The organism is Edaphobacter aggregans DSM 19364 (assembly GCF_000745965.1).
Classification (GTDB): Bacteria; Acidobacteriota; Terriglobia; order Terriglobales; family Acidobacteriaceae; genus Edaphobacter; species Edaphobacter aggregans.
Genome location: NZ_JQKI01000025.1, coordinates 63,779 through 89,288, shown reverse-complemented (window position 1 = coordinate 89,288; position 25,510 = coordinate 63,779). Strand labels below are relative to the sequence as shown.

Here is a 25,510-nt window from a genome sequence, read left to right as displayed (position 1 = left end):
TCATCCCCTGGAACTGCACCAGCAGTTGATCTTCCGCGCTGGAACCCTGCGGTGCTTTGACAAACAGCGTCTCGACTCCGTTGCGGGCCAGTTCCTCGATCAAGAGAATCTGGTACGCGTATTTGCGGCTCAGCCGGTCCGGCCCATACGCCAGCACTACCTGGATCTGTCCCTCGGCGGCAAGGTCCCTCACACGCTCAAGGCCCGGCCGCTCCAGCGTCGCTCCGCTATAGCCGTCATCTTCGAAGACCCACTCTTTGGGAACCTCCAGATCGTGATTTTTGGCGAACTCGATCAGCGACGCCGTCTGGCTCGCTATTGTCTTCGCCTCCCGCTGCTATCTAGCGCGGCCTCTTGATGCCTGTCGAGTGTTGACATTGACGAAAGAGGTCTTGGACAGGCTTCAAAGGTTTAGGGCACCCTTTGAAAATGGAGACTAGCTATAAAACCCGTCACCAAGGAAGTGTTTCCTCGTAGGCTCCTCGGGCGGATTCGCGGATTCCTGAGGTATTGGTTGCAGAAGATGCTAACTCCGGCCGATCTCAAGTGAATGAGGTGAACATGCCCAGCGCCGTCATAAAACATCACTATCTCGTGCACGACGTTCAAAGCGAAAGAAGGCCGCCGTCATCGGAATTCAACCCCCGCATGCCGAGGGTTGAACGAACGATGGACAACAACGACGTCCTGACTCTGAACGAGGCTGCCGCGCTTTTGCGAGTCCATCCAGTGACCACCTTGCCGCCGAGCGTCCCCGCGTTGAGGGCGGAAAGCTGACCCTCAACAGCTTTGCGCACATGACGCTCCGTGGGATGCCTTACAGAGTCGAACGTTTGAACCTTGAGTTTACGTTTGCCATCCGGGGCCGTAATATAGAATCTGAATTCCCAAGCGAAACCTTGGGAACGTGGAACCTTACGGACTGCCATGCTGATAACGCTCACGACTGACTTTCATCTCGCCACCCTCCAAGGTATTGAAGATGTAGCCAGCGTGGCAACCATGGTGTTATGTGGTGTCACTGAGATTCAAGGTAAGAGGCAAACAATTGTAAACACATAGGTTGCGGGAGTAGTTCAGTGGCAGAACGTCAGCTTCCCAAGCTGAATGTCGCCGGTTCGATCCCGGTCTCCCGCTCCAGAGTCTTCCTTCCTGATCCCCGAACAGCCTCTACTTCATCGCCTGCGCGATGAAGCGTGCTAGGAGCTTGCCGTTGGCATCGTACAGGTCGAGCTGCTGGCCGTTGATCCTCCACGCTCGTACCTTCTCCAGCGCGCCCAGGAAGGCCGCCTCTGTATCCATTCCTCGCATGCAGGCCATCCGGGTGCTTGCGACGCCGTTGAAGCGGAGCGCGTGGCCGTTCACCGCATACATTCCTGTCAGCCGGTTGCAGCCACTCGATCCCGTCACCCTGCTCCCTTCTGTGCGGAAGACGAGGTTGGCCTCCTGCTGCTGGTCGGCGGCAGTCACCGGCTTGCCTCCCAGCTGAGCCAGCTTCCAATATGTCTCTCGGAGAGGAACGGCGGTTGCGGTTGGCTGCGCACCCGCCGGCGAGCCTGAGACGCTTCGCAGCAGCATCATCGCAACATCGCTTCCATGCCCCTGCGTGAGCACCTGGTACTGCTGGTCCGTGGTGAAGAGAAGCCTTCCGCCCTCGGTCACGCGAGCCCGCACCGCGTAGATGTGTGCCGGCATAATCTGTGAGGGGTCGTAGCGGATGGAGAAGTGGAACGGCGGACTGCCAGGTCTCTCGACGCGCGTACTGCCGATCACTCGAGAGGCGGCGTCGACGCGGGTGACGTCCTCCAGCGTCGCCTCAAGGACCGCATCCGGCGGCAGGGCTATTCGCTCCCGGTAGGTGGCTGTCACGCTGACGCTCAGCGCCCCCTGGCCTCTCGCCATCATCTCGATCCCCAGCAGGGAAGCGGCCAGCATGTATACACCAGCAGCCCTCGTTAAATCCATCGCATCTCCTCCATCGTGGAACCACAATCGCTTGGACGCCAAAAATGAAGCGCCCGCATGGAGGAAGATGCGGGCGCTCGGTTGTGCCTGTGAATCGAGGATTTCAGTGAATCGGAGGACAGACTGAATCCGAGGATCAGCGATTCACCGGACCGTTCTTTTGAGCCAGCTTCAGGTGTTCCTGCAGGGTCTGGGCCTCAGGCAGGAAGCTCACAGCCTTGGCAATCTGTGGGTCCCACTCGGCCCGGACCTTCAACCCTTCGAGCTGTCCAAACTGCGAGGTAAACAGTTCGCTCTTGATGCTCTGCTTCACCCAGTCCTGGACCTGGGCGAGGTCCTGATCGGTGTACTCGATGTCCTTCGACTTCAGGAACGCCTTGAACTCCTGCATCACGGCGTCGTCGACGGTGAAGTCTCTGCTGACGGAGTTGTGCGCGGCAAGATAGTGCTTGCTGAAGTTGAAGAATGCGTAGTTCTGCAGCAGCGTGTCCTGGAACCTTGTCGTCTTCGGGTTCTCGATCGCCTTATCCGGAGTGATGCCGCCGCCGCCGTACACCGTGCGGCCCGAGTCGGTCAACTTCACTTCAAGATTGTTCTTGTCCTTGGGCTGCGCCGCGGAGTCGCGGACGTAGTAGTAGTCATACAGCGAGACGTTGTTGTAGTTGCGCTGGATCAGACGTCCCGACGGCGTGTAGTAGTGATACGTCGTCAGCGCCAGGCCCGTGTTTTCGGTGATCTGGAAGACCGTCTGGACCAGTCCCTTGCCGAAGGTCGTCTCGCCGACGATCAGCGCGCGATCGTGATCCTGCAGGGCGCCCGAGACGATCTCAGCCGCCGACGCTGTGTTGCGGTTCACCAGCACCACAATCGGATACTTCGTGTCCGAGCCGTGAGCGGCGCGATAGACCTGATCCGGGAAGGCGCGTCCGCGCTGCGAGACGACGATCTGGCCCTTCTGCAGGAACTTGTCCGACATGTTGACCGCCTCATTCAGCAGCCCTCCGGGGTTTCCGCGCAGGTCGATCACCAGCCCATTGATGTCGCCAAACTTCTCCAGCGCATCGGCCACCTCGCGGCTGGTCGTCTCCATGAAGTTCGTCACGTGGAGATAGCCGACGCCCGGCCTGATCAGGAAGGCGAGATCGACCGAGGGACGCGAGACCTCATCGCGCACCAGGTCGAAGGCCAGGGGCTTCGCGGCCCCTTCGCGGCTCATCGTCACCAGGACGTGCGTGTTGCGCGGCCCCTTCAGCATCGAGGCGACACCAGCGGAGTCCATCCCCTCCGTGCTCTTACCGTCGACCGACAGGATCACATCGCCGGGCCGGATTCCGGCCTTGTAGGAAGGTGTTCCCTCAAACGGATACAGCACGACGATCTTCGTGCCGCCCTTTGCCGTCGGATCCGGCTGCGGCTGAATGGTCATTCCCACGCCGTAGTACTTGCCGTGCTGGTCCTCGCGCATCTGCGCGTAGGCCTTGGGGTCGTAGAAGTTCGAGTGCGGATCGAGAACGTGCAGCATCCCCGGGATCGCGCCGTCGTAGATGGCCTTGTCCGTCTTGTCCGTGGTCATCTTATCGGCGTAGTTCTGCTCGACCAGCGCATACACATTGGCGAAGTTGTGCAGGCTGTCGCGCAGCGTCGACTCATCGGTGGCCGACTGCGCAGCCACTCTCTGGTTGATCAGCGAACCGGCCACCGCGCAGGTGGCCAGAAAGACGGTGACGGAGAACAGGGCGCGGCGTGTGTGGGGTGCCATCGATTGGGTTACCTCAAAAGCAGAGCTGCGCGTGACCTTGCGCGGGACGGTCTGTTAACACTATAGACGCGTCTTGCGTTGGACGGAGTATAGCATCGGCGGGTAAGCCCGAACCATCACGGAAAGGGGATTCGCCTCTTCGCCCAAGGACGTTTAGAATGTGGGGACGGCTACCGTCCGCCGCCGCCGGTAAGTCCAAACGGCATGTAGGGTGCGGGACGTGGGCGCGAAACTGCCGAATCCGTGGATGCTGGCAAAGATACGAGTGACGATGACCTTTAGAATCTCGCAGTTCAGGGCGGTGTGCGGGCTTAGCCTGCTGGCACTGCCGGTTGCGGCCCTGGCCCAGGCGCCGCGGTATCAGAGCCCCATCGGTGTGCCCAATGCGCCGCAGCAGCAGGTCACCCTTCCCACGCCCGCGGCCATCACGCCGAACGGCACGGTCGTCGAGGACGTCATCGTTCGCGTGAACGACCAGATCATCAGCCGCTCCGACATGGAGCGCAGCGAGCAGCAGCTTGCCATGGAGAACCAGCAGAACCAGGCCAGCCCGCAGGAGGCCGCCGAGCGCCAGAAGAACCTTCTGCGCGACATGATCGACCAGCAGCTCCTGCTCTCCCGCGCCAAGGAACTCGGCCTCAACGCCGACGCCGAGGTCATCCGCCGCCTCGACGAGATCCGCAAGCAGAACCACCTGGACTCCATGGAAGACCTCGAGAAGGCCGCACGCCAGCAGGGCGTCTCCTTTGAGGACTTCAAGGCCAACATCAGGAACGGCATTCTTACCCAGCAGGTCGTCCGCGACGAGGTGGGCCGCCGCCTGCAGATGACCCAGACCCAGGAGCAGGCCTACTACGACGCTCACAAGAACGAGTTCGCCCAGCCCGAGCAGGTGCGCCTCAGCGAGATTCTGGTGCCCACTCCCGCCGATGCAAATGACACTGTCGTTGGCCAGGCCCAGGCCAAGGCCGAGAGCATCGTCGCCAAGATCAAGGACGGCGAGAAGTTCGAAGACCTCGCCAAGACCTACTCCGGCGGCCCGACCGCCTCGCAGGGCGGCGACCTCGGCCTCTTCAAGCGTGGAGCCCTCGCCAAGGTCCTTGAAGACCAGACCTTCGCTCTTCCCACAGGAGGCGTTACCGCCCCCATCCGCACGCGTCAGGGCTTCGTTATCCTCAAGGTGACCGACCACCAGGAGGCCGGTGTTCCGCCGCTCAAGGACATCGAGCCGCAGATCCAGGAGGCGATGTACTACCAGGCGATGCAGCCCGCGCTGCGCACCTACCTCACCAAGCTGCGCGAAGAGGCCTACATCGACATCAAGCCCGGCTTCGTCGACTCCGGTGCCAGTCCGCGCCAGACCAAGCCTGTCTTCAGCGCCTACGCTCCTCCCGCACCCAAGAAGAAGAAGGAGGAGCAGAAGCAGCGCTTCGATCGCGGCGGCCGCTACTCGACGGCCAGCAAGACCACTGCGGCTCCCGCTGCAACTCCTGCCGTAGCCTCCGCACCGCCGGCACTGCCTGCTGCAACTTCGGACACAACAGCGTCCGCACCAACGGCGAATGTAACCGCCTCAGCCGCCACGCCCACCCCAACCACGAAGGCAGCCGCTCCGGCCAAGCCCAAGAAGATCAAGCGCGAGAAGGTTCGCTTTGGCCAGGCCCCGCGCAACTCCCTTCCTCCCGGCCCGCAGGAGACCGCCGTCGGAGCCGGTGCAGGCGAGGCCTCCTCGACGACCGCCGACGCTGGTGCTGCCGTCGCTCCCGGAACGGCCATCGCTCCCACCGAGAGCACCACGCAAATCTCGGCCACCTCCGACATTGATCCGCTGGCTCCCAAGCCCACCGTGACCGGCAAGACGCGCTACAGCTATCGCGCCAAGACCGAGGCTGCGGACAACGCCGCCAAGAAGCAGGCTGCCGTGAAGCAGAAGTCCGCCTTCACGCCCGCGCCAGTCTCCCAACAGGAGACGGCGGACCAGAAGGCCCAGACCACGCCGCTCGGCCTCAACGGCGATACGGCGACCAAGAAGAAGCCAAAGAAAGAGAAGGGCGCCCCCAAGGAGCGTCTGCAGAACAAGCCGACCACCGAGCCCGCCCCGGCGCCTCCACCGGAGCCCACAGTAAATCCGTCAGCCATCGGTGCCACACCGCCCGGAGTCACGCCGCCCCCGGTTGCGGCCCCTCCGGCTCCGGCCCCGCAGAACACGACGCCACAACCCCCCGCGGCGCCCGAGCCTCAACAGACGCCAACCACCCGGCCGAACAACTAAGACCGCAAGAGCTTTCAACCGAGACGCGAGGGCCACAGCTCTCGCGTCTTCGCTTCCACCCGCAGAGTATTCTGGTTGCGATGAAAGACTTCTTTATCGCGGACGCACCTCGCTTCGAAAACTCCGTTGTCACCTCCTTCTTCGTCCTCTCCTCCCTCCAGGTCCGCGAACGCCGTCAGGGCGGCGGCCAGTTCCTCACCGTCACCCTCACCGACAAGACCGGCTCCATGCCCGCCGTCATGTGGGAGGACTTCGCCGACTCCATCGCCCCCTGCACCGAGGGCTGCTACGTCAAGGTCATGGGGCAGGTCTCGCGCTACCAGAACAAGTTCCAGATGGGCCTGCAAAAGCTGCGCTTCGCCGCCGAGACCGAGATCGACCCCGCCGACTACCTTCCGATGACCAACTTCAACGTCGACGAGATGTGGGAAGAGCTCCGCGGCTACGTCTCCCGCTTCGCCAACCCCGACCTCAAGCGCCTCGTCTTCGCCTTCCTCGACGATCCCGCCATCGCCCAGGCCTACCGCACCGCGCCCGCCGCCAAGATGCTTCACCACGCCTGGATCGGCGGCCTGCTGGAGCACGTCCTCACCCTCGTACGCGTCTGCCTCGCCAACGTGCCCTTCTACCCCGAGGTCAACCCCGACCTGCTCGTCACCGGAGCCATCCTCCACGACATCGGCAAGGTCCGCGAGCTGCACTGGAAATCCAGCTTCGGCTACACCCTCGAAGGCCAGCTCATCGGCCACATCAGCATCGCCCAGGGCATGCTGCAGGAGAAGGCTCGCGCCCTCGAGCCCTTCCCCGAAAAACTTCGCATCCTCGTCGAGCACATGATCCTCTCGCACCACGGCAAGTACGAGTTTGGCTCGCCCAAGCTCCCCATGACCCCCGAGGCTCTGCTCCTCAACACCCTCGACGACCTCGAGGCCAAGATGCAGACCCTCCGCAACTCCTTCGCCGCCGCCGAGTCGCAGGCCAAGGCCCCAGGCGAACTCACCGACTGGGTCCGCTCCATGGACCGCGCCCTCTTCAACTCGCAGGCCTACCTCGACGACGGCAAGCCCGCGACCACCGAGGAGCCGCCGGTCCATCCCCCCACCGACGCGACCGCCGCCACCGAGGCCGACGTCCCGGCCAGAGTCACGACGCCCCTCGAAGACCCCGAGTCGCCGCCCGTCGACTAGCTCCGAGGGCTTCTTCGAGCCGCCCTGATCTCGTTGTTACAATAAATCTTTCGGCCTCCACGCCTGACAACCATAAGGTCATCCAGCACAATGCTTCGATTTTCCACAGCAGGAGAGAGCCACGGCGAGAGTCTCGTCGCACTGGTCAGTGGTCTTCCGGCCGGAGTTCCGGTCGATCAGGAGTTCATCAGTCGCGAGCTCTGGCGCCGCCAGAAAGGCTACGGCCGCGGCGGCCGCATGCGCATCGAGCGCGACACCGCCCACATCCTCTCCGGCGTCCGCCACGGCAAGACCATCGGCTCCCCCGTCGCCATGACCATCGCCAACAACGACTGGAAGAACTGGACCGACATCCTTCCCGTCGAAGAGGGCGATCCCGCCAAGCACAAGGCCGTCGCCTCGCCGCGCCCCGGCCACGCCGACCTCGCCGGTGCCCTCAAGTACAACTTTCCCGACGCCCGCTACGTCCTCGAGCGCGCCAGCGCCCGCGAGTCCACCGCGCGCGTCGCCTCCGGTGCATTGGCCAAACTCCTCCTCCGAGAACTAGGCGTAGAGGTCCTCTCCCACGTCATCCGAGTAGGCAAAGCCGAGCTCTCCCGTCCCGCCAAGTGGGAAGAGATAGTCGCCCTCTCGCAGAAGGACGAAGTCCTCCTCAACTGCGTCGATCTTGAAGACGAGGCCCGCATGAAGGCCGAGGTCGATGCCGTCCTCCGCACCGGCGACACCGTCGGCGGCGTCTTCGAGGTCATCGTCCACGGCCTGCCTCCCGGCATCGGCACCCACGTCAACTGGGACGAGCGCCTCGACGGCATCCTCGCCCAGGCCGTCATGAGCCTCCAGGCCGTCAAGGCCGTCGAGATCGGCCGCGGCGTCACTGCCGCCGAGTCCTTCGGCTCCACCGTTCACGACGCGATCGGCTACGAGGGCTCCGAAGAAGACTTCACCAAGTTCTCGCGCGATCACAACAACGCCGGCGGCCTCGAAGGCGGCATCTCAAACGGCCAGGACGTCATCGTCCGCGGCTACCTCAAGCCCATCTCGACCCTGCGCCGCCCGCTCGCCAGCGTCTCCTTCGAGACTCGCGAGCCGGTCAAGGCTGCCTACGAGCGCTCCGATGTCTGCGTCGTCCCCGCCGCCGGAGTCGCGGCCGAGGCCATGGTTGCCCTCGCCGTCGCTCGCCAGGTGCTCGTAAAGTTCGGCGGCGACTCGCTCGCAGAAACAAAGCGCAACTACAACGGCTATCTCCAACAGATACGGAAGTACTGACGTGGCAAAGAAGATAACCCTCCATGAGATCGTGAAGTATCCCGACCCCGTGCTGGCAAAGCGCGGCGCACCCGTCACCGTGTTCGACGACAAGCTCAAGACCCTGGTCGAAGAGATGTTCGAGTCCATGTACGTCGCACAGGGAATCGGCCTCGCCGCCCCGCAGATCGGCCTCTCCCAGCGCCTCACCGTCATCGACATCAGCTTCAAGAAAGACCCCGAAGCCAAGATCGTCCTCATCAACCCCGAGATCATCGAGCGCGAGGGGGAGCAGTACGAAGAAGAGGGCTGCCTCTCGCTCCCCGAGATCCGCGAGAAGGTCAAGCGCGCCGCAAGGGTCAAGGTCCGCGCCCAGAACACCGACGGCGAGTGGTTCGAGATCGAAGGCGAAGAGCTCCTCTCCCGCGCCTTCCAGCACGAGATCGACCACCTCGACGGCATCCTCTTCATCGACCGCCTCAGCCGCCTCAAAAAAGACCTCACTGTCCGCAAGATCAAAAAACTCATCAAAAACGGCGAGTGGTAACACATCTCGTTCCACCAATGCCGTCATTCTGAGCGGAGCGAAGAACCCCCGCATTTTGCCCGTAGCGCCACCAACGTTCGTGGAATACGCATGCCGTATCCCAGCCTCCACATTCGCGGAAAAGCGCGAACCCGCTACCATAAAACCTGAATGAGACTCGTCTTCTGCGGAACCCCGCAATTCGCCGTCCCCACCCTCGAAGCCGTCATCGCCGCCGGCCATCAGGTCGCGCTTGTCCTCACCCAGCCCGACCGCCCCGTAGGCCGCGACCAGCAACTCCAGGCCCCGCCGGTCAAACAGACCGCACTAGCGCACCGCATCCCCGTCCTCCAGCCCGACAAGATCAAGACCAACGCCGACCTCCGCGCCGAACTCGAAGCCATCGCCCCTGACGCCATCCTCGTCGTCGCCTACGGCCGCATCATCCCGCAGTGGATGCTCGACCTGCCCGCCCACGGCAACATCAACCTCCACGGCTCGCTCCTACCCAAGTACCGCGGAGCCGCCCCCATCCAGTGGGCCGTCGCCAACGGCGAGACCATCACCGGCGTCACCACCATGCGCCTCGACGCCGGCCTCGACACCGGCCCCATGCTCCTCGCACAAGCTATCCCCATTGGCGAAGAGGAGACCGCCGTCGATGTCTACGAGAACCTCGCCGAGGTCGGCGCTCCGCTGATGATCGAAACCCTTCGCCGCCTTGAAGCCGGCGACCTTTTCCCCGAGCCGCAGAACCACGCTCTCGCCACGCACGCCCCCATCCTCACCCGCGACGACGGCCGCATCGACTTCACCCGCACCGCGCGCGAGATCCACAACCGCTGGCGCGGCTTCCAGCCCTGGCCCGGAGCCTTCACCACGCTGCGCGGCAAAAAGCTCATCGTCCACCGCATGCATCCCGTCGAGCAGCACTCACTGGCCGATTGCGGCACCATTCGCGTCGAGGCTGACACGATCTTCGCAGCCTGCGGCTCCTTCACCACCCTCGCCATCGACGAAGTCCAGCCCGAAGGCAAGCGCCGCATGTCCGCCGCAGAGTTCCTGCGCGGTTACCAGCTCCACTCCGGCGAGCGCTTCGCCGACTGATGGCTGGCTCTATTGAAGTCGTCCCAGCACAAACATGAAGGCTGCGACTGCCCCAAGCACTGCCGCGGCCAGCGTGGCCGTGATATAGAGTGCGGCGACGCGCTCCTGCCCCGGCCGCGGTCGCGTAATTCCCACGCCCCAGATAAAGCCCTCGCTCACGAAATCGGTCAGTCTTTTCATCTCATCCTCCACTACTCAGGATGCGCCCTCTCCTGCCCGCCGATATGCAATTCCTGCGGCAAACAGCATTGCCCTCCCGGTAGCGCGCGGAGCATCCTAAAGGAGTGAGCAATCCCAGTTCAGACAGGATCGCCGTGCTGCGGAACAACCAGGTCGTTCCGCTCCTCCCATCTGTTCTGCGGCAGGGAGGAGAGCAGCCCTGGCGCGGAGTCATTCTGGAGAGCCACACCGTCTCCGCCATCGAGATCCCCGAGCACGAGCACCGCGAGCTCTGTCTTCACTTGCAGACCAGCGGCGACGAGGCCATGGAGTGGTGGTCCGGAGGCCGTCACGGAGTCGAGCGTACGGCTCCCGGCTCCATGATTCTCCTTCCCGCCGGCACCCGCGACCGCCTCCGCTGGCAGGGAGCCTCCAAACGCCTCATCCTCTCCATTCATCCTGGCGTATTGAACCGGATAGCAGCCGAGGCCGGGGCCTCCTCGCCTGAGTTTGACGCCCGGTGGGCCCTTCAGGACGCCGCACTCCAGCAGATCGTTCTCGAGATGGGGCGCCAGACGTCAGAAGACTGGCCTCTCGGCCGCTTGTACGCCGAACTCACAGTCGCCGGCTTTGCAAGTCTCCTGCTTCGGCGATACGCGGCAAACCCCGTCGATACAGGCGGCATCCGAGGCGGCCTGCCCATGCCCCAGCTGCGCCATGCGATGGAGTACATCACGGCGAGCCTCGGTCGCGACCTCTCCCTTGATGAGATCGCTCGCGAGGTGAACCTCAGCCCGTTTCACTTTGCGCGACAGTTCCGCAACTCCACCGGTCAAACCGCCTATCAGTATCTGCTGGACCACCGCATCGACCGCGCCAAGCGCCTGCTGAAGAGCCGCAACTGGCCTGTCCAGGAGATAGCCCACATGACCGGCTTCCATTCCCCGGTCAACTTCGTCCGTACCTTCCGCCAGCGCGTAGGCCAGACACCTGGCGCCTGGAGAAAGGGCCAATAACCGGACATAGCCACATCTGACGCTGTCGGCAACATCACTGCGGCGTGTCTAACGGATGCGCTGACCTCTCGAAGAACTCCCTCTGCAGTCGCAGGCTCTCGTCGTCGGCCTTGATTGCAGCCAGCGCCTTGCTCACCGCATCCACCCACCACTTCACCTGATACTCACCCAGCTCCTTGTTCGCCACCGAACCATCGCCCGCGTAGTGATCGGGAAACCGTGCATACCACCAGATCCCCGTGTACACGCCCTCCGGCAGGTTCAAACGGTGCTGGTCGTCGCCCGACTCGTTCTTTGCGCGATCCATGTGCACCAGGTCTGGCCGCACGATCAGCATCTTCGACGTCTCACTTTCCCCCGCATGTTGATCGTTCGTCGTCTTCTTCGCCGGGCCGCCCGACGGCGGAACGCGCTGGTCGAAAACATACACCACGTAGTCATGCGGCTTCTCCAGCTGTGTCTGCGCGAAGTATGGCAGCAGATGATTGTTCCCTCCGTGCCCGTTCACAATCAGGATCTTCCTGCACCCGTTCCGCCCCATCTCATCGGTCGTCGCCTGCATCAGCGCCAGCTGCAGCTCGCGGCTGTACGAGACTGTCCCCGGCTCCTGCCGCGCCTCCGCAATCTGTCCGAAATAGTACTCCGGAAACACCACGGCATACTGTTGGTCGGCCGCATGCAGCGCAACATAACGTGCATTCAGCAGATCCGACCCGATCGGCATATGAGGCCCATGCTTTTCCAGAATCCCAATCGGCAGAATGCACGTTCCCTGCGCCTGCTGAATGGCCTTCACAAAGTCCGGCCCCGTCAACTCCTCCCAGTGCACCGACAGCTTCGCCTGCGCCGTGGCAGTCTGCACAAAACCCATCACCCCAGCAAGAATCATCACCGCCGCAAAACAACTCTTCCGATTCATTCGCTAACCCCTTCCCAAGCGAACTCCAGTATTCAGAAACCCGGCCTCGCTCAACACAGACAAATAGCCTACTCGTGCCTTCCGGCCCTGACGAACCTCACAGAAATGTATCCTTAAGTTCGAAAGAAGCCCCTTTGCCCAAACCTGTTCCCAAACCAAAGCCCGTCTCCCCCGCGCGTGTCGCAGCCTTCGACATCCTCGCCCTCGTCGCGGCAGGGAAGGGAAACAGCGACGATCTCCTCCACTCCGCGCAAACCGCAAAGCTCTCCCCCGAGGACCGCAACCTCGCTACCGCACTCGTCCTCGGCACGCTGCGCCAGCAGATCGCCCTCGACGCCCGCATTCAACCCCTCCTCCAGCGTCCCGATCAGCGCCTCGCCGAGCCCGTCGCCATCGCACTCCGCCTCGGAGCCTTCCAGCTCCTCCACCTCGACCGCATCCCCGCTCACGCCGCGCTCAACGAGAGCGTCGAGCTCACGCGTTCCAGCGGCAACCCCCACGCCGCCGGCATGGTCAACGCCATCCTGCGCAACCTCACCCGCCAAAAGCCGCCCGGCCGTCCCATCCACGAGAGCGCCGCCGCCTTCGCCCAACGCCTCGGCCACCCGAAGTGGCTCACCGAGCGCTGGGTCGCCCACTACGGCCGCGCCGCCGCCATCCGCATCTGCGAGTCAGATCAAACCGAGCCCGCCGCCCCCACGCTCTTTACCGAAGACCCCGGCACCGCACTCCCGCAGATCGACGACGGCTCGCGCCTCGTAGCAGAGATCGCCGCCGCCGCCAACCCTCAAGCCACCAGCCTATGGGACGCCTGCGCCGCCCCCGGCGGCAAGACCCTCATCCTCGCCCATCGCCTGCCGCACGCGAAGATCCTCGCCACCGACCTCAGCCCGCGCCGCCTCACCGCCATGCGCACCCGTCTTGAGCAGTACCCCTACGCTACACACATCACCACCGAAACCGCCGACGCCACTGACCCACCCGCCGCGCTCAACCACTTCGACCTCATCCTCGCCGACGTTCCCTGCAGCGGCACCGGCACCCTCGCGCGCAACCCCGAGATCCGCCACCGCCTCACCCCCGCCGACCTCACACGACAAGCCACCCGCCAGCGCAGCATCCTCACCACCGCACTCTCACGCCTCGCTCCCGGAGGCCGTCTCCTCTACTCCACCTGCTCGCTCGAACCCGAGGAGTGCGAGCAGGTCGTCGAAGCCGTCCTTGCCGAGACGAACTCCGCACACCCTCTCCCCATCCAGCCACTACTCGATCACCTTCGCACCTCGGGAGTTCTCCAGCAGCCGCTCAACGCAGCCGTCCGCGGCAACTATCTCCGCACGCTCCCGGGCACTCATCCTGGCGACGGCTTCTTCGCCGCACTCATCGAGCGCACGCTTTAACTTCCCCGCCGCACGCCTAGTGCATCAGCGAAAGCCGAACCGAATCTCCCCTCGAGACCCTGTGACCCGCCAGCGGACTCTGTGCCGCCACAATCCCCGGCGCAAGCCCCGCCGCCGCAGCCGGAGCAACTGGACCAACTTGACCAGCCGCCGCCGCAGCACCCGCAGGCGCAGCAGCACCGCCACCCGCAGCCGCCGCCGGCACAGCCCCGGTCGCGTCAGCCGTCGGCGTAACATCCTCCGCGCTCACAATCCTCAAGCCCGCCGCACCCGCGCGCACATACGCACTCGACACTGTCAGCCCCACCAGCGAAGGCATCACAACCCCATCGTCTGAGTCCTCCGAGTCCTCCTCTGCCTCACTCAGCAACACACTCACCCGCGGTCGGTCTACGCCTTGCGCGTTCGGCGGAGGAGTCTGCGCCACCACCGCACCCTCCGGCCTCGGCGCCGCGATATGTCCCACCGCTCCCAACTCCAGCCCCAGCTGCTTCAGTTTGATCGCCACCGAACGCTCTCCCTGTCCCGTCAGGTCAGGAATCGACACCCGCTGGGAGCCCAGGCTCTCCGTCACCCTCACCGGCCACTGCCGTCGCACCGTCACTCCCGCCACCGGATACTGCGCCAGCACCTGCCCCGCCGGCGTGTCTGGCGAATAAAACCTGTTCTCCAGCTGCAGTCGCAGCCCCATCGAGCTCGCCTTCCTGCTCGCCTCCGAAATCGTCATATGCGTCAGGTCCGGAACCTTCACCTCGCGCCCGTGAATCGCCAGCCGCATCGCTACAAATGCCGAGATCAGCGCCACGGCCACCATCGCCATCGCGCCCAGCACGATGTTGAAGAAGCGCCGCACCATCCCCCATCCCACCAGCTGAACCCGCACCCTCATCGTCGATTGTCCGTCTCCGGCTCCGGATGAATCAGCAGACGATCCACCTCCGGAGCATCCAGTTTGAACGCCCCTTCGAGCGCCGTGATCACCTCATGCACCCGCTCCATTGATAGATCGTCCGGCATCGTGCAATGGCAGCTCATCTTCAGGTGCGCGCCGATCCTCGTCACCATCACGTCATGAATGTCCAGGACCTCCGGAAACGCCACCGCAACGCGTCGCAGCCGCACCTCCAGCTGCCGATCCCGCTCCTGCGACTCCGGCTGCTCGATCGTCGCCGGCTCACTCTCGATATGCGTCAGGATCGACGTGACCTCCGGAATCTCGCGCTTTATGTCCGTCTCCAGTTTCGTCGCCAGCTCGTGCGCCTGCCGCAGCGGCATCGTCTCGCGCACCTCCAGGTGCTGCTCCACGTGCAGCTCCTTGCCGAACTGCTGCACCGTCACATCATGGATCGTCAGGTTCTGCCGTGCCGCCACCGCGCGAATCCTGTCGTGCACGCTCTCCGCCACCGGAGCCATCGGCACCGTATGGACCACCACATCCGCCCCCGGCAGGTGCCGTTCCACCGCCGCCGTCGCCTCCGTCGTAATCTGCTCCGTCCGCTGAAACGTCAGGTTCCGCGCCAGCCCCAGCGTCAGGTCGGCAAAGTAGCTCGACCCCGACCGCCGCGTCCGCATTCGATCCACCGCCAGCACGCCGTCAATCGCCATCAGGTCGCGCTCCATCTCCATCCTCGTCGCCTCGCGCGACTCCTTCGGCGTAGCATCCAGCAGAGCGTCGACCGTCCTTCGCCCCAGTCCCCAAACGACATACAGAATGATCCCCGAGACCACCAGCGCCGCAATCGGATCCGCCAGCTGCAGCGCAGGAATCTTCCACCGCGCCCCCGCGTATGAGGCCCACAGCCCCAGCAGCACAGCCGACGAGGACCATATGTCCGTGCTGAAGTGGATCGCATCCGCCTCCAGCGCCTGGCTCGCATGTTGCTCGGCGATCCTGTGCAGCCGCTTCGATCGCGTAAAGTCCACGATGATCGACAGCAGCAGCACCACAAACGGCCACACCGACATCTCCAGCGACAGCCGCTCGCGAAACGCGATCCTCCGCACCGCCTCGGTCACAATCCACACGCACGAGGCCAGCATGATCACGGCCTCTACAAACGCCGACAGGCTCTCCACCTTGCCGTGCCCGTAGTTGTGCGTATCATCCGCAGGCCGATCTGAAACCTGAACCGAGAACAGCGTGATCCCCGCCGCCACCAGGTCCACCGTCGAGTGCACTGCCTCCGACAGCATGCCCAGCGATCCCGTCAGCACGCCGGTCAGAAACTTCAGCACCGTAATCCCCAGCGCCGCGAGCACCGAAAACAGCGCCGCCGATCGCTTCTCCGCGTGCGTCTGTGAAGCATTCTCGGGAGTGGCCGTATAACTCATCGAACCTTAATCCTAACGGTTCGCAAACATCCCCGCATCCGCCGGGATCATGGTTTCGTCGCCCGATAAAGCCCCGACGTGCCAAACGTATAGCTCGTCCAGCTAGCATCCCCAAACCCTGCCGCACGAATCATCTCCAGCATCCGCTTCGGGCGAGGGAAGCGCTCCACCGACGCCGGAAGATAGCGATACGCCCGAGCATCCCCCGAGATCATCCCGCCCACCCGCGGCAGCACGTGCTTGAAGTAAAGATCGTACAGCGCGCCAACCACGCCCTCCGGCTGATTGCAGTCCAGAATCCCGATCTGCCCGCCCGGCGCCAGCACCCGATACAGTTCCGCCAGCCCCTCTTCATAGTTCGCCAGATTGCGAAACCCGAACGCCGACACCACCAGGTCCAGCGAAGAATCGCTCATCGGCAGGTGCAGCGCATCGGCCTCGATCGCGACGATGTTCTTGCCCGCAAACTTCTCGCGCCCACGCTCCAACATTTCGTGCGAAAAATCGACGGCATACACTGGCCCCTCACCCACGCCCACCGGCCGATGCTTCATCAGCGCCATCGTCATGTCGCCCGTGCCGCAGCAGAGATCCAGCACCGCCGCATCCGGCCTCGCCAGCACCTCGCGAAACGTCCGCGCCGCGCGCGCCCACCACCATTGATCCAGACCCATCGACAGCAGATGATTCAGCAGGTCATACTTCGGAGCAATCGAGTCGAACATCCGCTGCACGTTCGCCGCCGCGGCCTCCTCCGTCGTCGCGCCCACCGGCCGCGCTCCCGTCGAAAGCTCGTGCTCCATCCGTGCTCGATGCTCTGCCATCATCGCGTCTTCTTCACTGAGATCTTCTTCTTCGCTGCGATCTTCTTCTTCGCATCTCCATTCTGCGAGCGCATCAGCGCCAGAGTCCACTCCGCCGCCGCCTTCATCTCCTCGCGCGTCACGTCGCGCACAATCGCAACCTCGCCGATCCTCACCGGAAGAATAAAACTCAACTGCCCACTGCGGTTCTTCTTGTCGCTCGCCGTCAACTCCACCAGCCGGTCCGCGCTCGCCTTGAAGGTGCTCAGCGGCCCGTACCGGAGAATCAGCGCAATCATCCGTTCGGCCTCGCGTTCTGAAATCGTCCCGCGCATCAGCCCCAGCCGCGTCGCTGCAATGCTCCCCCAGCCCACCGCTTCGCCGTGCAGCAGCTGCTTGTATCCAGTCGCCGCCTCAATCGCATGCCCCAGCGTGTGCCCATAGTTCAGAATCATCCGCAGCCCCGACTCGCGCTCATCGTTCGCCACCACATCGGCCTTCACCCGTACGCTCGCCGTCACCACGTGCGCCAATGCCTTCGCATCGCCGCTCAACACCGTATCCGCATTCTTTTCGAGATACGCAAAGAGCCTCGCATCGCGAATGATCCCCGCCTTCACCGACTCCTGCAAGCCCGCGCGAAGCTCCGCCTTCGGCAGCGTCGTCAGCACATCCGTATCCGCCAGCACCGCCAGCGGATGATGAAAGCTCCCAACAAGATTTTTCCCCGCCGCAAGATTCACTCCCGTCTTGCCGCCCACGGACGAATCCACCTGCGCCAGCAGCGTCGTCGGAACCTGCACATACGGAACTCCGCGCATATACACCGCCGCCAGAAATCCCGTCACATCGCCCACCACTCCGCCGCCAAACGCCACCAGCAGCGCATCGCGATCCGCGCCCGCCGCCGCCATCTGCTCCAGTAAGCCCTCCAGCGTCCTCAGCCGCTTATGCTTCTCTCCCACCGGAAGAAACAGGACCGTCGGCTGCTCGCTCTTCGCAAACGCCGCCTGCACCTGCCGTCCCCACAACCCCCATATCTCCGGCGACGTCACCAGATACACGCGAAACGGCCTGCCGCCCTTCAGCTTCTTCAGCCGCGCCGGAAGCGTCCGGATCAGCCCAGGCGCGATCGTAATGTCATAACTTGCACTCGGCGTCTTGAGAGGAATCAAAGCCACAATATCTTCATCCTATCGTAAGGACTTCGCTCAAACGTCGCTCGCGAGTAGCATCGAAGATGAGGAACAGCAGTGTCATCCATCACGTCAGCAGCATCGTCCGTCGATCCCGCATCCCTCGCCTCCTCCCAGCAGCACATTGACTTCCTCGTCATCGGCGCCGGAATCGCCGGCCTCAGTGCCGCCATCCGTCTCGCCCGCGCAGGCTCCGTCCTCGTCGTCACCAAGGAAGAGCTCGCCGAATCCAACACCGCCTACGCCCAGGGCGGAATCGCTGTCGCCATCAGCGGTGACGAAGACGTAGCTCTCCACTACGAAGACACCCTCGCCGCCGGCGACGGCCTCGTCAACCACGAAGCCGCCCACGTCCTCGTCGAACAAGGCCCTCGCCGCGTCGAAGAGCTCCTTGCCTGGGGCACCGCTTTCGACCGCGAAAACGGAGAGCTGATGCTCACCCGCGAAGGCGCGCACTCGCGCTCGCGCATCCTCCACGCCAACGGCGACGCCACCGGCCGCGAGATCGCTGTCTCACTCCTCCGCCACGTCCGCACCCTCCCCAGCATCCGCCTCGTGGAGTGGACCACCGGCATCGATCTCCTCACCCACAACCACCGCGTCCTCGGAGCCACTCTCCTAGACGGCGAAGGCGGCATCCTCACCGTCCACGCCCGCGCCACGCTCCTAGCCAGCGGAGGAGCCGGTCAGGTCTACTCCGACACCACCAATCCCGCCGTCGCCACCGGCGATGGCATCGCCATGGCCTATCGCGCCGGAGCCGCCGTCTCCGACATGGAGTTCTACCAGTTCCACCCCACCGCCTTCTCCCAGCCCGGAGCACCCCGCTTCCTCCTCAGCGAAGCCCTCCGCGGCGAAGGCGCCTACCTCGTCAACGCCCACGGCGAGCGCTTCATGCAGCGCTACCATCCGCTCCTCGAGCTAGCCCCCCGCGACGTCGTCGCCCGCGCCATCACCCGCGAGGGCATCGCCGGTCCCGTCTACCTCGACATGCACCACGTCGCCAAAGACCTCCACGCGCGCTTCCCCGGCATCTCGCGCTTCCTCGCCAAATACAGCCTCGATCTCAACCGCGACCTCATCCCCGTCCGCCCCGCCGCCCACTACCTCATGGGAGGCGTCCTCACCGACGTCCACGGCCACACCACGCTCCCCGGCCTCTACGCCGCCGGCGAGGCCGCCTGCACCGGAGTCCACGGAGCCAACCGCCTCGCCTCCAACTCCCTCCTCGAAGGTCTCGTCTTCGGAGCCCTCGCCGCCGACGCCATGATCGCTAACGCCTCACAGCACCCCGTGAGCATCCCTTCCGTCGCGCAGCAGCTCCCCTCCACCGAAGTCACCACCCCCGACGCCGACTCCGAGCGCTGGATCGAAGACCTCCGCAGCAACATGTGGCACTACGCCGGCCTCCTCCGCGACGCTCAGGGCCTCGAGACCATGCAGCACACCCTCGACGCTCTCGCCGCCACCATGCCCCGAGGCCTCTCCCGCCGCGCCATCGAGGCCCGCAACCTCCACACCGTCGCCAAGGTTATCGTCGCCTCCGCCCTCGCCCGCCACGAGAGCCGCGGCGCCCACTACCGCCACGATTACCCCCAGCACGATCCCCGGGCCCGCCATTCCGTCCTGAAAGACGACCTCCTCACCTTCGAGAAAAACCTGAACGAGGCCATGAAGTCACCGGTAACGCTCTAAAAGAAGACCCATTCTTCGCTAGAAATTAGGAACTGCTCAGTTCCGCTCTCAGTCGGAGTTTTTCGGGACTCGGACTGCTGGAATCAATTTGATGCCAAAGAGGGAGCGATGTAAGTTACTGATTTTGCCGGACGAAGGGTATCTATCCTTGGAACAAACGTCGTCAATCTCGTCCGGAAGCGTCTGCTTGCCTAACCATCACCCACGGGCGCGGCAGATCATCGCCGCGCCTCTTCACACGAATAACAGCGCCACCGGAATCACCATCCCCAGCACCAGCATAGCCGTCACCATCCTACGGTCGCGCAGGTACTTGTACGACATGTAGATCCCCGTTAGCGTCGATAGAAACAGACTCACCGACACCACCAGGAAGAAAATCTTCAGAGGCAGCGGATGATGCACCCGCTGCAGCATCCCGCCCCCGGAGCCCTGGCCAGCCGCCGACGCACCACTCCCGGCACCCTCACGCCCGGGCGCAGCCGGGCCAGCCGGAGACCCCGCCGGCGGCTGCTTCCGTACCGGAACTACCGGGGTCTGCTTCTTGTGGATCTGCCCCAGGGTCACCGCCCACGCCGGAGGCTTATAGCTGCTCCCTTTCGTCGTCTCATGCAGGCTGAACGTCTGCAGGGCGCCTGTAAATGCGAAAAATATCAACGCAGGGGCAGTAAATACACCAAGATACAGATGAATCAGGCGCATCGCCCGCAAAAAGGCGTGTGAGGAAGTACGTGTCATTCTTCGTCCTTGCAATGAAACTGAATGGCGACAAAAATAGTCCGATATCATTCTATAGATAACATAGGACGCTTACGAAGACATTTGTCTGAATACCGGCCCAAGTTCAGACAGCCGCACCCTTCGCACGCCTGTCTCCCGCAAGAAGGGAGACCGCCACCGTCACTCCAAGCATCGCCACCACCACGCCCAGCGAGATTATCGGGCTGATCTCGTACCAGTGCGCCACCAGCATCTTCACCGCCGCAAACGCCAGCACCGCCGCTAGCCCGTAATGCAGGTACTTCAGCTTCGTCAGCAGGTGTGCCACCAGGAAGTATAGCGACCGCAGCCCCATCACTGCCATAATGTTCGACGTGTACGCCAGGAACGGATCCCGCGTAATCGACAGCACCGCCGGAATCGAGTCGATGGCAAATACCAGGTCCGTCGCCTCGATCGCCACCAGCGCCAGCAGCAGCACCGTTCCCCTGCGCCGGCCGTTCTCCCTCACCACAAACCTGTCCTGCCGCAAACTCACCGGATGCAGCTTGGCAATCCACTTCAGCCAGCCCGGCATCTCCGCCTTCTTCTCGTCCTCCGGCATCATCAGGCGGATCGAGGAGATCAGCAGGATCACGGCAAAGAGATAGCTCACCCACTCAAACCGCTTCAGCAGCCCGATCCCCGCGAAGATAAATGCGCCCCGCATCACAATCGCGCTCGTTACGCCCAAGAACAGAACCTTCGGCTGGTTTGGCGCCTCGATGCGGAACACCCGGAACAGCACCAGGAAGACGAACAGGTTATCGATCGACAGCGACTCTTCGATCGCATATCCCGCCAGGTACTGCGTGGCGGCGTCGCCTCCCATCGTTCCCAGCACAAACAGCGAAAGCGCCAGCGCTGCTCCAACCCACACCACCGTAGCAACCACCGCCGTCGAATGAATCGTCTCCGCTGCAGGATGACGCGACCTCTGCCAGCGGATGTAGATAAGGTCCGCCGCCATCAGGCCGAAGACAAAGACATGAAACCAGATCCAGTAACTCGTGGGCGTCGGCTGAGCCATCACTCTAAGATGCCGACTTGCAGCGTCTCAACGCAACTATCCACTTCCACCGGAGCGGTCGACGCCACGCTGTCATTTCGACCGAAGCAGTGCAGTCGCATCGCACTGCGAAGGGGAGAAATCCGCTTTACGACCGATATCTTCCGCCGGCTCTCTAAACCCTAGTGAAGTCCAAGGACCATCGTATAGACGGTATAAATCCCAACCGCCAGCAGCCCCCAGAGAGCCGACGAGAAGACCAGCCCCCCCATGATCTCTCCCAGTCGACGAGCGTCGAAAAAGCTCTCCCGCCTGTTATTCCACTGGTTATTCCACTGGCCGGGAGCAGTCTCCCTGTTCCGGCCGCGCCATCCAAAAGTCGATATCTGCATGCCTTTCCTCCAGTTATCCACAGCCTAGGTACCTGGTTTTCACACTTCCATCCCACTAAGGAGGAATATCGGCCGAAGGAACCGAAAACGTTAGGCCGAAGGAAGCGAACGTTATCCGGGAACGACCGCCACGGCCACGCCTTTCCTCGTGACAGGCCACACACCCGGCGTAGCATTGGTCTCGCCACACTGACAGCTCCGAGCCCGATCGAACCTCCGAAAAAGAGTCTCCATGAAGCCTTGCCGTGCTTGTTTCCGCTGCTGACCCTAGCCGCAGTCCTCGCCGCCGCTCGTGTCGCCCACGCCCAGGCCGCACCCCCCGCCGAAGCCACCGGCCTCTGCAAGGACGGCACCTACACCACCCAGGCCTCCCGGAGCGGAGCCTGCCACGGACACCAAGGCGTCAAGGAATGGCTCGCCACCCCCGCCGCACCAGCAGCCCCTGCCGCACCAAAAACTCGCGAAGCTCCCCCAGCTCCTGTGCCCCCAGCCGCTCCTTTGGCACCAGCTGCTCCTGCGGCCCCAGTTGCGTCCGCCGCTCCAGCAACTCTCACTTCACCCACCACCCCGGCTCCCCCTGCGGCTCCCACTCACCCATCGACCGCCAGCATGGCCCAGGCCTCCGGCGGAGGACCCGGCATGGTCTGGCTCAACTCCGGCTCCAACGTCTACCACTGCCCCGGCTCCCGTTACTACGGCAAGACCAAAAAGGGCTCCTACCTCTCCGAGTCCGACGCCAAAGCCAAGGGCGCCCACCCCGACCACAACCACCCCCTGCACCAAATAACTCATGTTTCAGCAGCCACGATTCACGGAGCCATCCGGCCCGTCCATCGTTCACCAGGCTCGTCGCAGCACCGCAAGTCGCCACTCCAAGTCGTCCTCGCCACTCCCGAGTCCACTCCGAGCGTCATTCCCACTCCGAGCCCCTCCGAGTCGTCATTCTGAGCCGTAGGCGAAGAATCTCAGTAGTTCTCGAATTTCGCTCAAAAATCGCGTGTCAAGCCCAAAAACCACTTAAACCCATCAAAACAAAAGAAATATAAAGTGCCGATTAATTACCACCGGTCCGCGGTACTGGTAATAACAGTGAAGAAGAAAGCCTCGGGCGCACACCCCGAGGCTTTTTCTTTCCCGTAACTACAATAGAATCAAGATTTTGATACTTAAACCGCTTGGAATCAATATTTTGTCCCGAGTAAAACGCATAAGCCGCACAAAATAAGCAGCTTATGACGTACGCCGGGGGGGTCACCCGTGCTGGTTGATCAGCCGGATCATCTCCACCATCAGGTCGCCCGAGATCTGAAGCGAGCGGGCGCTGATCTTGTCTAGCGTGTCTTCGGCGGTATGATGCCACCCATCCGGAGATGAGGCGGTGTGGGGGCCGTAGTTGACGTCGATGATGTCGAGCGAGGGAACGCCACGGCTGAGGAAGGGAAGGTGGTCGTCCTCTTCAGCGCCGGAGCTCTGACCGACGTAAGCCGTATGGTTGGTGTTGGCTGCGGCTTTGCGCAGGAGATCGCGGAGCCAAGGCGTGGACTGAGTTTCGTCGAGAATGTCGAGGTCGCGGTCGGCAAGCATGTCGGTCACAAGGAACGCCTTCACCTTCTGGAGCGTCCCATCCTGCGACCACTTCGCCGCCAGATGCCGCGTTCCATACAGCGAGTCCCGCGCGCTCCACGATTGGATCGCCTCCTCGCCGTCGTCGAAGACCAGCCAGACGCTGTAACCCTCAGGCGGATGCGCTCGCAGGTAGTTGCCCAGTTCGATCAGCAGCGCCGAGGTCGCAGCACCGTCGTTGGCGCCCACAAAGTCGATGTCCCGCAGCGGATAGTTCGTCTCGTAGTGGCTCGCGATGACGATGATTCCGTCCTTCTTGCCCGGATACTTCACGATGAGGTTCTTCATCGAAAGCAGCCCCGCGGGAGTCGAAGCCATAAAGCTGTCCGTCTCGAAGTTTCCCTTCGCCGCCTCGGCCGTGAAATGCGACTTGATGAACTCCTCCGCCTTCGCGTGGCCCGGCGAGCCGATCCAGCGATGCGGAGCAGCCGCCAGAAACTGCTTCGTCAACTCATACGCCGCCTTCCCACTGAACTTTCCCGTCGCCTTCGGAGCGGCAGCCTTCTGCGCGACAACAGCAGAAGGCGCGACCATAGCCGCGAAGGGAAGAACAAGCAGAACAGCCTGCAGAATTACCCGCAAAGTCGAGCGCGACGCGCCCCGCTTCTTCGTCATGCCGACTTCGCCTCTTTCCGCCGTGAGGGATTGAAGACCCACGCAACGCCAACGCCAACCATATACAGCGCCAGCATCGGCATCGCGAACAGGCACATGCTCACCGGATCGGGAAGCGGACAGATAATCGCCGCAATGATGAAGATCACCAGCACCGCATAGCGAATATGCTGGATCAGAAACTTCGCATCCACGATTCCTAGTATCGAGAGAAAGAAGATCAGAATCGGTAGCTCGAAGGTGATGCCAAGCCCCAGAATCACGGCGAGGAAGAAGCTCGTATAGTCCTCAATCGTGATGATCGGATGAAACCGCTTCCCGAAGTCCCCGATCAGCACCTTCAGCGCACCTGGCAGAACCCAGTGATAGCCAAACCACGTTCCCGCCAGGAACAGCGTGATCGTCGCCGTCATGAAGGGAACCACATACCGCTTCTCGTTGGAATACATGCCCGGCGCGATGAACAGCCAGACCTGATACAGGATGAACGGCGAGGCAAGGATCGCGCCGCCCACCAGTGAGGTCTTCAGATAGAGGTTCAGGCCGTCGGTCGGATGCGTGAAGTTCAGCGGCAGGTTCAGCAAGTCGATCGGTCGCGACACGATGCCATAAAGCCGCTCGTGGAAGGCGTAGGCCACGGCGAAGCCGATGAGCAGATAGATGACCGACCGGATGATCCGCTTGCGCAGCTCATCCAAATGCTCCATCAGGCTCATGCCTGGAAGCTCAGCGCGGTCTGTCACAGCCGCGCGAGCGCGGTCGACAAGGTCAGCCATGAAGCGCCTCGCTTGCTATGTGGTCCGGAGCGTCCGGAGTGTGTCCTTCGGAGCGGTCGGTCATGGAATGATTTGACGTAACATGTCTCGATGCCAGCTCCGGATCCTCGACGTGCGGAACGGAGTCAAAGGCGTGCGCGACCGACGTGCTCGCAACCGGAAGTCCCGTGGAAGGAGGCATCAGGTTCAGCTCTCCCGCGGTTGCAATCGGCAACGGAGCAGTTGGTGCCGGCTCCTCAATCTCCCGCGCATGAGGATGAATCTCCGGCGGATCGTCGACCGCTGCCGGAGCCGCAATCGTGTTCTCCGCGCCATCGGTAATTGCAGGCATCGCCGGAGCAGCGGCCTCCATCGCGGCGATCTTCTTCTGCTGCTCGGCCTGCTCGGCCTGCCGCAACTCCTCGTCCATCTGCATGCGGAACTCGTTGGAGGCGCGGCGGAACTCGCTCATCAGCTTGCCCAACTGGCGGGCAAGCTCGGGCAGCTTCTTCGGGCCGAAGAGGATCAGAGCAAGGATAAAGATGAAGGCGCTATCGCCGAGGCTCGGCATAATTGCTTCCATGATACGGCCTCGCTTCGGCAGGGACAATGGTTGGGCCAAGCCCTTCATCCTGTTGTAAGATCATTGACGTAGGAGGCAGAACGGTTCGGGCAAAAAGATGTATCCCTTCCGATCCCGCCCTCGTCCAATGCAGTAGAGGCGGCGAAAGCCGTCGCAGGTGAAGTAAGGAAGTAGGTTGTAGATAGTTTGGTTGC

General features: G+C 63.0%; 25 protein-coding genes and 1 tRNA gene. 10 read left to right on the top strand and 16 right to left on the bottom strand.

The features are described from left to right. Both Q363_RS38065 and Q363_RS40435 read right to left on the bottom strand, forming a co-directional pair. The coding region (locus Q363_RS38065) for a recombinase family protein (RefSeq protein WP_245632198.1) at positions 1-271 on the bottom strand (271 nt) is incomplete at its 3' end. A 334-nt stretch (positions 272-605) separates the two neighbouring features. Next, entirely contained in the window at positions 606-797 is a 192-nt protein-coding gene (locus tag Q363_RS40435) for a hypothetical protein (protein ID WP_157466804.1), read from the bottom strand. A 268-nt stretch (positions 798-1,065) separates the two neighbouring features. On the opposite strand from Q363_RS40435, the gene Q363_RS12925 reads away from it, so the two are divergent. Further along, a tRNA-Gly gene (locus Q363_RS12925) sits at positions 1,066-1,140 on the top strand. Positions 1,141-1,170: 30 nt separating this feature from the next. Here the strand turns inward: Q363_RS12925 and Q363_RS12920 are convergent. Together Q363_RS12920 and Q363_RS12915 are read right to left on the bottom strand one after the other, a co-directional pair. Further along, positions 1,171-1,965: a YbaY family lipoprotein gene (locus Q363_RS12920; protein ID WP_084080313.1), complete on the bottom strand. Its 795-nt coding sequence runs from the start codon at positions 1,963-1,965 to the stop codon at positions 1,171-1,173. A 136-nt stretch (positions 1,966-2,101) separates the two neighbouring features. Further along, positions 2,102-3,724, bottom strand: a complete 1,623-nt coding sequence (locus tag Q363_RS12915) for a S41 family peptidase (RefSeq protein WP_035350662.1) — start codon at positions 3,722-3,724, stop codon at positions 2,102-2,104. A 271-nt stretch (positions 3,725-3,995) separates the two neighbouring features. On the opposite strand from Q363_RS12915, the gene Q363_RS12910 reads away from it, so the two are divergent. The 5 genes from Q363_RS12910 to fmt all read left to right on the top strand — a co-directional run bounded on the left by Q363_RS12910 (position 3,996) and on the right by fmt (position 10,061). Then, positions 3,996-5,996 (top strand): peptidylprolyl isomerase, encoded by a 2,001-nt coding sequence (locus tag Q363_RS12910; protein WP_245632197.1) that lies wholly within the window; start codon positions 3,996-3,998, stop codon positions 5,994-5,996. An 80-nt stretch (positions 5,997-6,076) separates the two neighbouring features. After that, on the top strand, positions 6,077-7,183 hold the full coding sequence (locus Q363_RS12905) for a 3'-5' exoribonuclease YhaM family protein (protein ID WP_084080311.1): 1,107 nt from the start codon (positions 6,077-6,079) through the stop codon (positions 7,181-7,183). A gap of 90 nt (positions 7,184-7,273) precedes the next feature. Further along, positions 7,274-8,449: a chorismate synthase gene (gene aroC / locus Q363_RS12900; RefSeq protein WP_035350660.1), complete on the top strand. Its 1,176-nt coding sequence runs from the start codon at positions 7,274-7,276 to the stop codon at positions 8,447-8,449. Position 8,450: 1 nt separating this feature from the next. After that, a complete protein-coding gene (def, locus tag Q363_RS12895) occupies positions 8,451-8,975 on the top strand; it encodes a peptide deformylase (RefSeq protein WP_245632196.1) in 525 nt (174 codons plus the stop codon). Positions 8,976-9,125: 150 nt separating this feature from the next. Next, positions 9,126-10,061, top strand: a complete 936-nt coding sequence (gene fmt / locus Q363_RS12890) for a methionyl-tRNA formyltransferase (RefSeq protein WP_035350658.1) — start codon at positions 9,126-9,128, stop codon at positions 10,059-10,061. 9 nt (positions 10,062-10,070) lie between these two features. On the opposite strand, the gene Q363_RS12885 is transcribed toward fmt, so the two are convergent. Beyond that, on the bottom strand, positions 10,071-10,241 hold the full coding sequence (locus Q363_RS12885) for a hypothetical protein (RefSeq protein WP_157466802.1): 171 nt from the start codon (positions 10,239-10,241) through the stop codon (positions 10,071-10,073). A gap of 104 nt (positions 10,242-10,345) precedes the next feature. Here Q363_RS12885 and Q363_RS12880 point away from each other — a divergent pair, with 104 nt between their 5' ends. Then, positions 10,346-11,236 carry an AraC family transcriptional regulator gene (locus tag Q363_RS12880; RefSeq protein WP_157466800.1) on the top strand — a complete coding sequence of 297 codons (891 nt, stop codon included), beginning with the start codon at positions 10,346-10,348 and terminating at the stop codon, positions 11,234-11,236. Positions 11,237-11,270: 34 nt separating this feature from the next. Here Q363_RS12880 and Q363_RS12875 read toward each other — a convergent pair whose 3' ends face one another. Beyond that, a complete protein-coding gene (locus tag Q363_RS12875; RefSeq protein ID WP_051978716.1) occupies positions 11,271-12,155 on the bottom strand; it encodes a creatininase family protein in 885 nt (294 codons plus the stop codon). Between the two features lie 134 nt (positions 12,156-12,289). On the opposite strand from Q363_RS12875, the gene Q363_RS12870 reads away from it, so the two are divergent. After that, positions 12,290-13,555 (top strand): transcription antitermination factor NusB, encoded by a 1,266-nt coding sequence (locus Q363_RS12870; RefSeq protein WP_035350652.1) that lies wholly within the window; start codon positions 12,290-12,292, stop codon positions 13,553-13,555. A gap of 16 nt (positions 13,556-13,571) precedes the next feature. On the opposite strand, the gene Q363_RS12865 is transcribed toward Q363_RS12870, so the two are convergent. The 4 genes from Q363_RS12865 to aroB are packed head-to-tail and all read right to left on the bottom strand — an operon-like array spanning position 13,572 to position 17,870. Further along, on the bottom strand, positions 13,572-14,444 hold the full coding sequence (locus tag Q363_RS12865) for a PASTA domain-containing protein (RefSeq protein ID WP_035350710.1): 873 nt from the start codon (positions 14,442-14,444) through the stop codon (positions 13,572-13,574). After that, on the bottom strand, positions 14,441-15,886 hold the full coding sequence (locus tag Q363_RS12860) for a cation diffusion facilitator family transporter (RefSeq protein ID WP_035350650.1): 1,446 nt from the start codon (positions 15,884-15,886) through the stop codon (positions 14,441-14,443). The genes Q363_RS12865 and Q363_RS12860 overlap by 4 nt, the downstream gene beginning before the upstream one ends. A 47-nt stretch (positions 15,887-15,933) precedes the next feature. After that, the gene (gene ubiE, locus Q363_RS12855; RefSeq protein WP_342667409.1) at positions 15,934-16,713 is read right to left on the bottom strand and encodes a bifunctional demethylmenaquinone methyltransferase/2-methoxy-6-polyprenyl-1,4-benzoquinol methylase UbiE; all 780 of its coding nucleotides are present in this window, start codon (positions 16,711-16,713) and stop codon (positions 15,934-15,936) included. Next, the gene (gene aroB, locus Q363_RS12850) at positions 16,710-17,870 is read right to left on the bottom strand and encodes a 3-dehydroquinate synthase (protein ID WP_084080307.1); all 1,161 of its coding nucleotides are present in this window, start codon (positions 17,868-17,870) and stop codon (positions 16,710-16,712) included. The genes ubiE and aroB overlap by 4 nt, the downstream gene beginning before the upstream one ends. 72 nt (positions 17,871-17,942) lie before the next feature. On the opposite strand from aroB, the gene nadB reads away from it, so the two are divergent. After that, a complete protein-coding gene (nadB, locus tag Q363_RS12845) occupies positions 17,943-19,580 on the top strand; it encodes an L-aspartate oxidase (protein WP_245632195.1) in 1,638 nt (545 codons plus the stop codon). 234 nt (positions 19,581-19,814) lie between these two features. Here nadB and Q363_RS12840 read toward each other — a convergent pair whose 3' ends face one another. From Q363_RS12840 to Q363_RS12830, 3 genes are all read right to left on the bottom strand, one after another. After that, positions 19,815-20,318, bottom strand: coding sequence for a hypothetical protein (locus Q363_RS12840; protein ID WP_035350646.1), 504 nt, complete (start codon positions 20,316-20,318; stop codon positions 19,815-19,817). Between the two features lie 106 nt (positions 20,319-20,424). Continuing rightward, positions 20,425-21,369: a TerC/Alx family metal homeostasis membrane protein gene (locus Q363_RS12835; RefSeq protein ID WP_035350644.1), complete on the bottom strand. Its 945-nt coding sequence runs from the start codon at positions 21,367-21,369 to the stop codon at positions 20,425-20,427. Between the two features lie 161 nt (positions 21,370-21,530). Further along, positions 21,531-21,740, bottom strand: a complete 210-nt coding sequence (locus Q363_RS12830) for a hypothetical protein (RefSeq protein WP_035350641.1) — start codon at positions 21,738-21,740, stop codon at positions 21,531-21,533. Positions 21,741-21,989: 249 nt separating this feature from the next. Between Q363_RS12830 and Q363_RS45450 the strand changes: the two genes are divergently transcribed. Beyond that, on the top strand, positions 21,990-22,688 hold the full coding sequence (locus tag Q363_RS45450) for a DUF3761 domain-containing protein (RefSeq protein ID WP_281175989.1): 699 nt from the start codon (positions 21,990-21,992) through the stop codon (positions 22,686-22,688). 303 nt (positions 22,689-22,991) lie between these two features. On the opposite strand, the gene Q363_RS12820 is transcribed toward Q363_RS45450, so the two are convergent. From Q363_RS12820 to Q363_RS36050, 3 genes are read right to left on the bottom strand one after another with little or no spacing between them, the layout of a single operon-like run. Next, entirely contained in the window at positions 22,992-23,978 is a 987-nt protein-coding gene (locus tag Q363_RS12820) for a M28 family peptidase (RefSeq protein ID WP_084080303.1), read from the bottom strand. After that, the gene (gene tatC, locus Q363_RS12815; protein WP_035350638.1) at positions 23,975-24,754 is read right to left on the bottom strand and encodes a twin-arginine translocase subunit TatC; all 780 of its coding nucleotides are present in this window, start codon (positions 24,752-24,754) and stop codon (positions 23,975-23,977) included. The genes Q363_RS12820 and tatC overlap by 4 nt, the downstream gene beginning before the upstream one ends. Further along, the gene (locus tag Q363_RS36050) at positions 24,747-25,316 is read right to left on the bottom strand and encodes a Sec-independent protein translocase subunit TatA/TatB (protein WP_245632194.1); all 570 of its coding nucleotides are present in this window, start codon (positions 25,314-25,316) and stop codon (positions 24,747-24,749) included. The genes tatC and Q363_RS36050 overlap by 8 nt, the downstream gene beginning before the upstream one ends. Positions 25,317-25,510 lie beyond the last annotated feature (194 nt).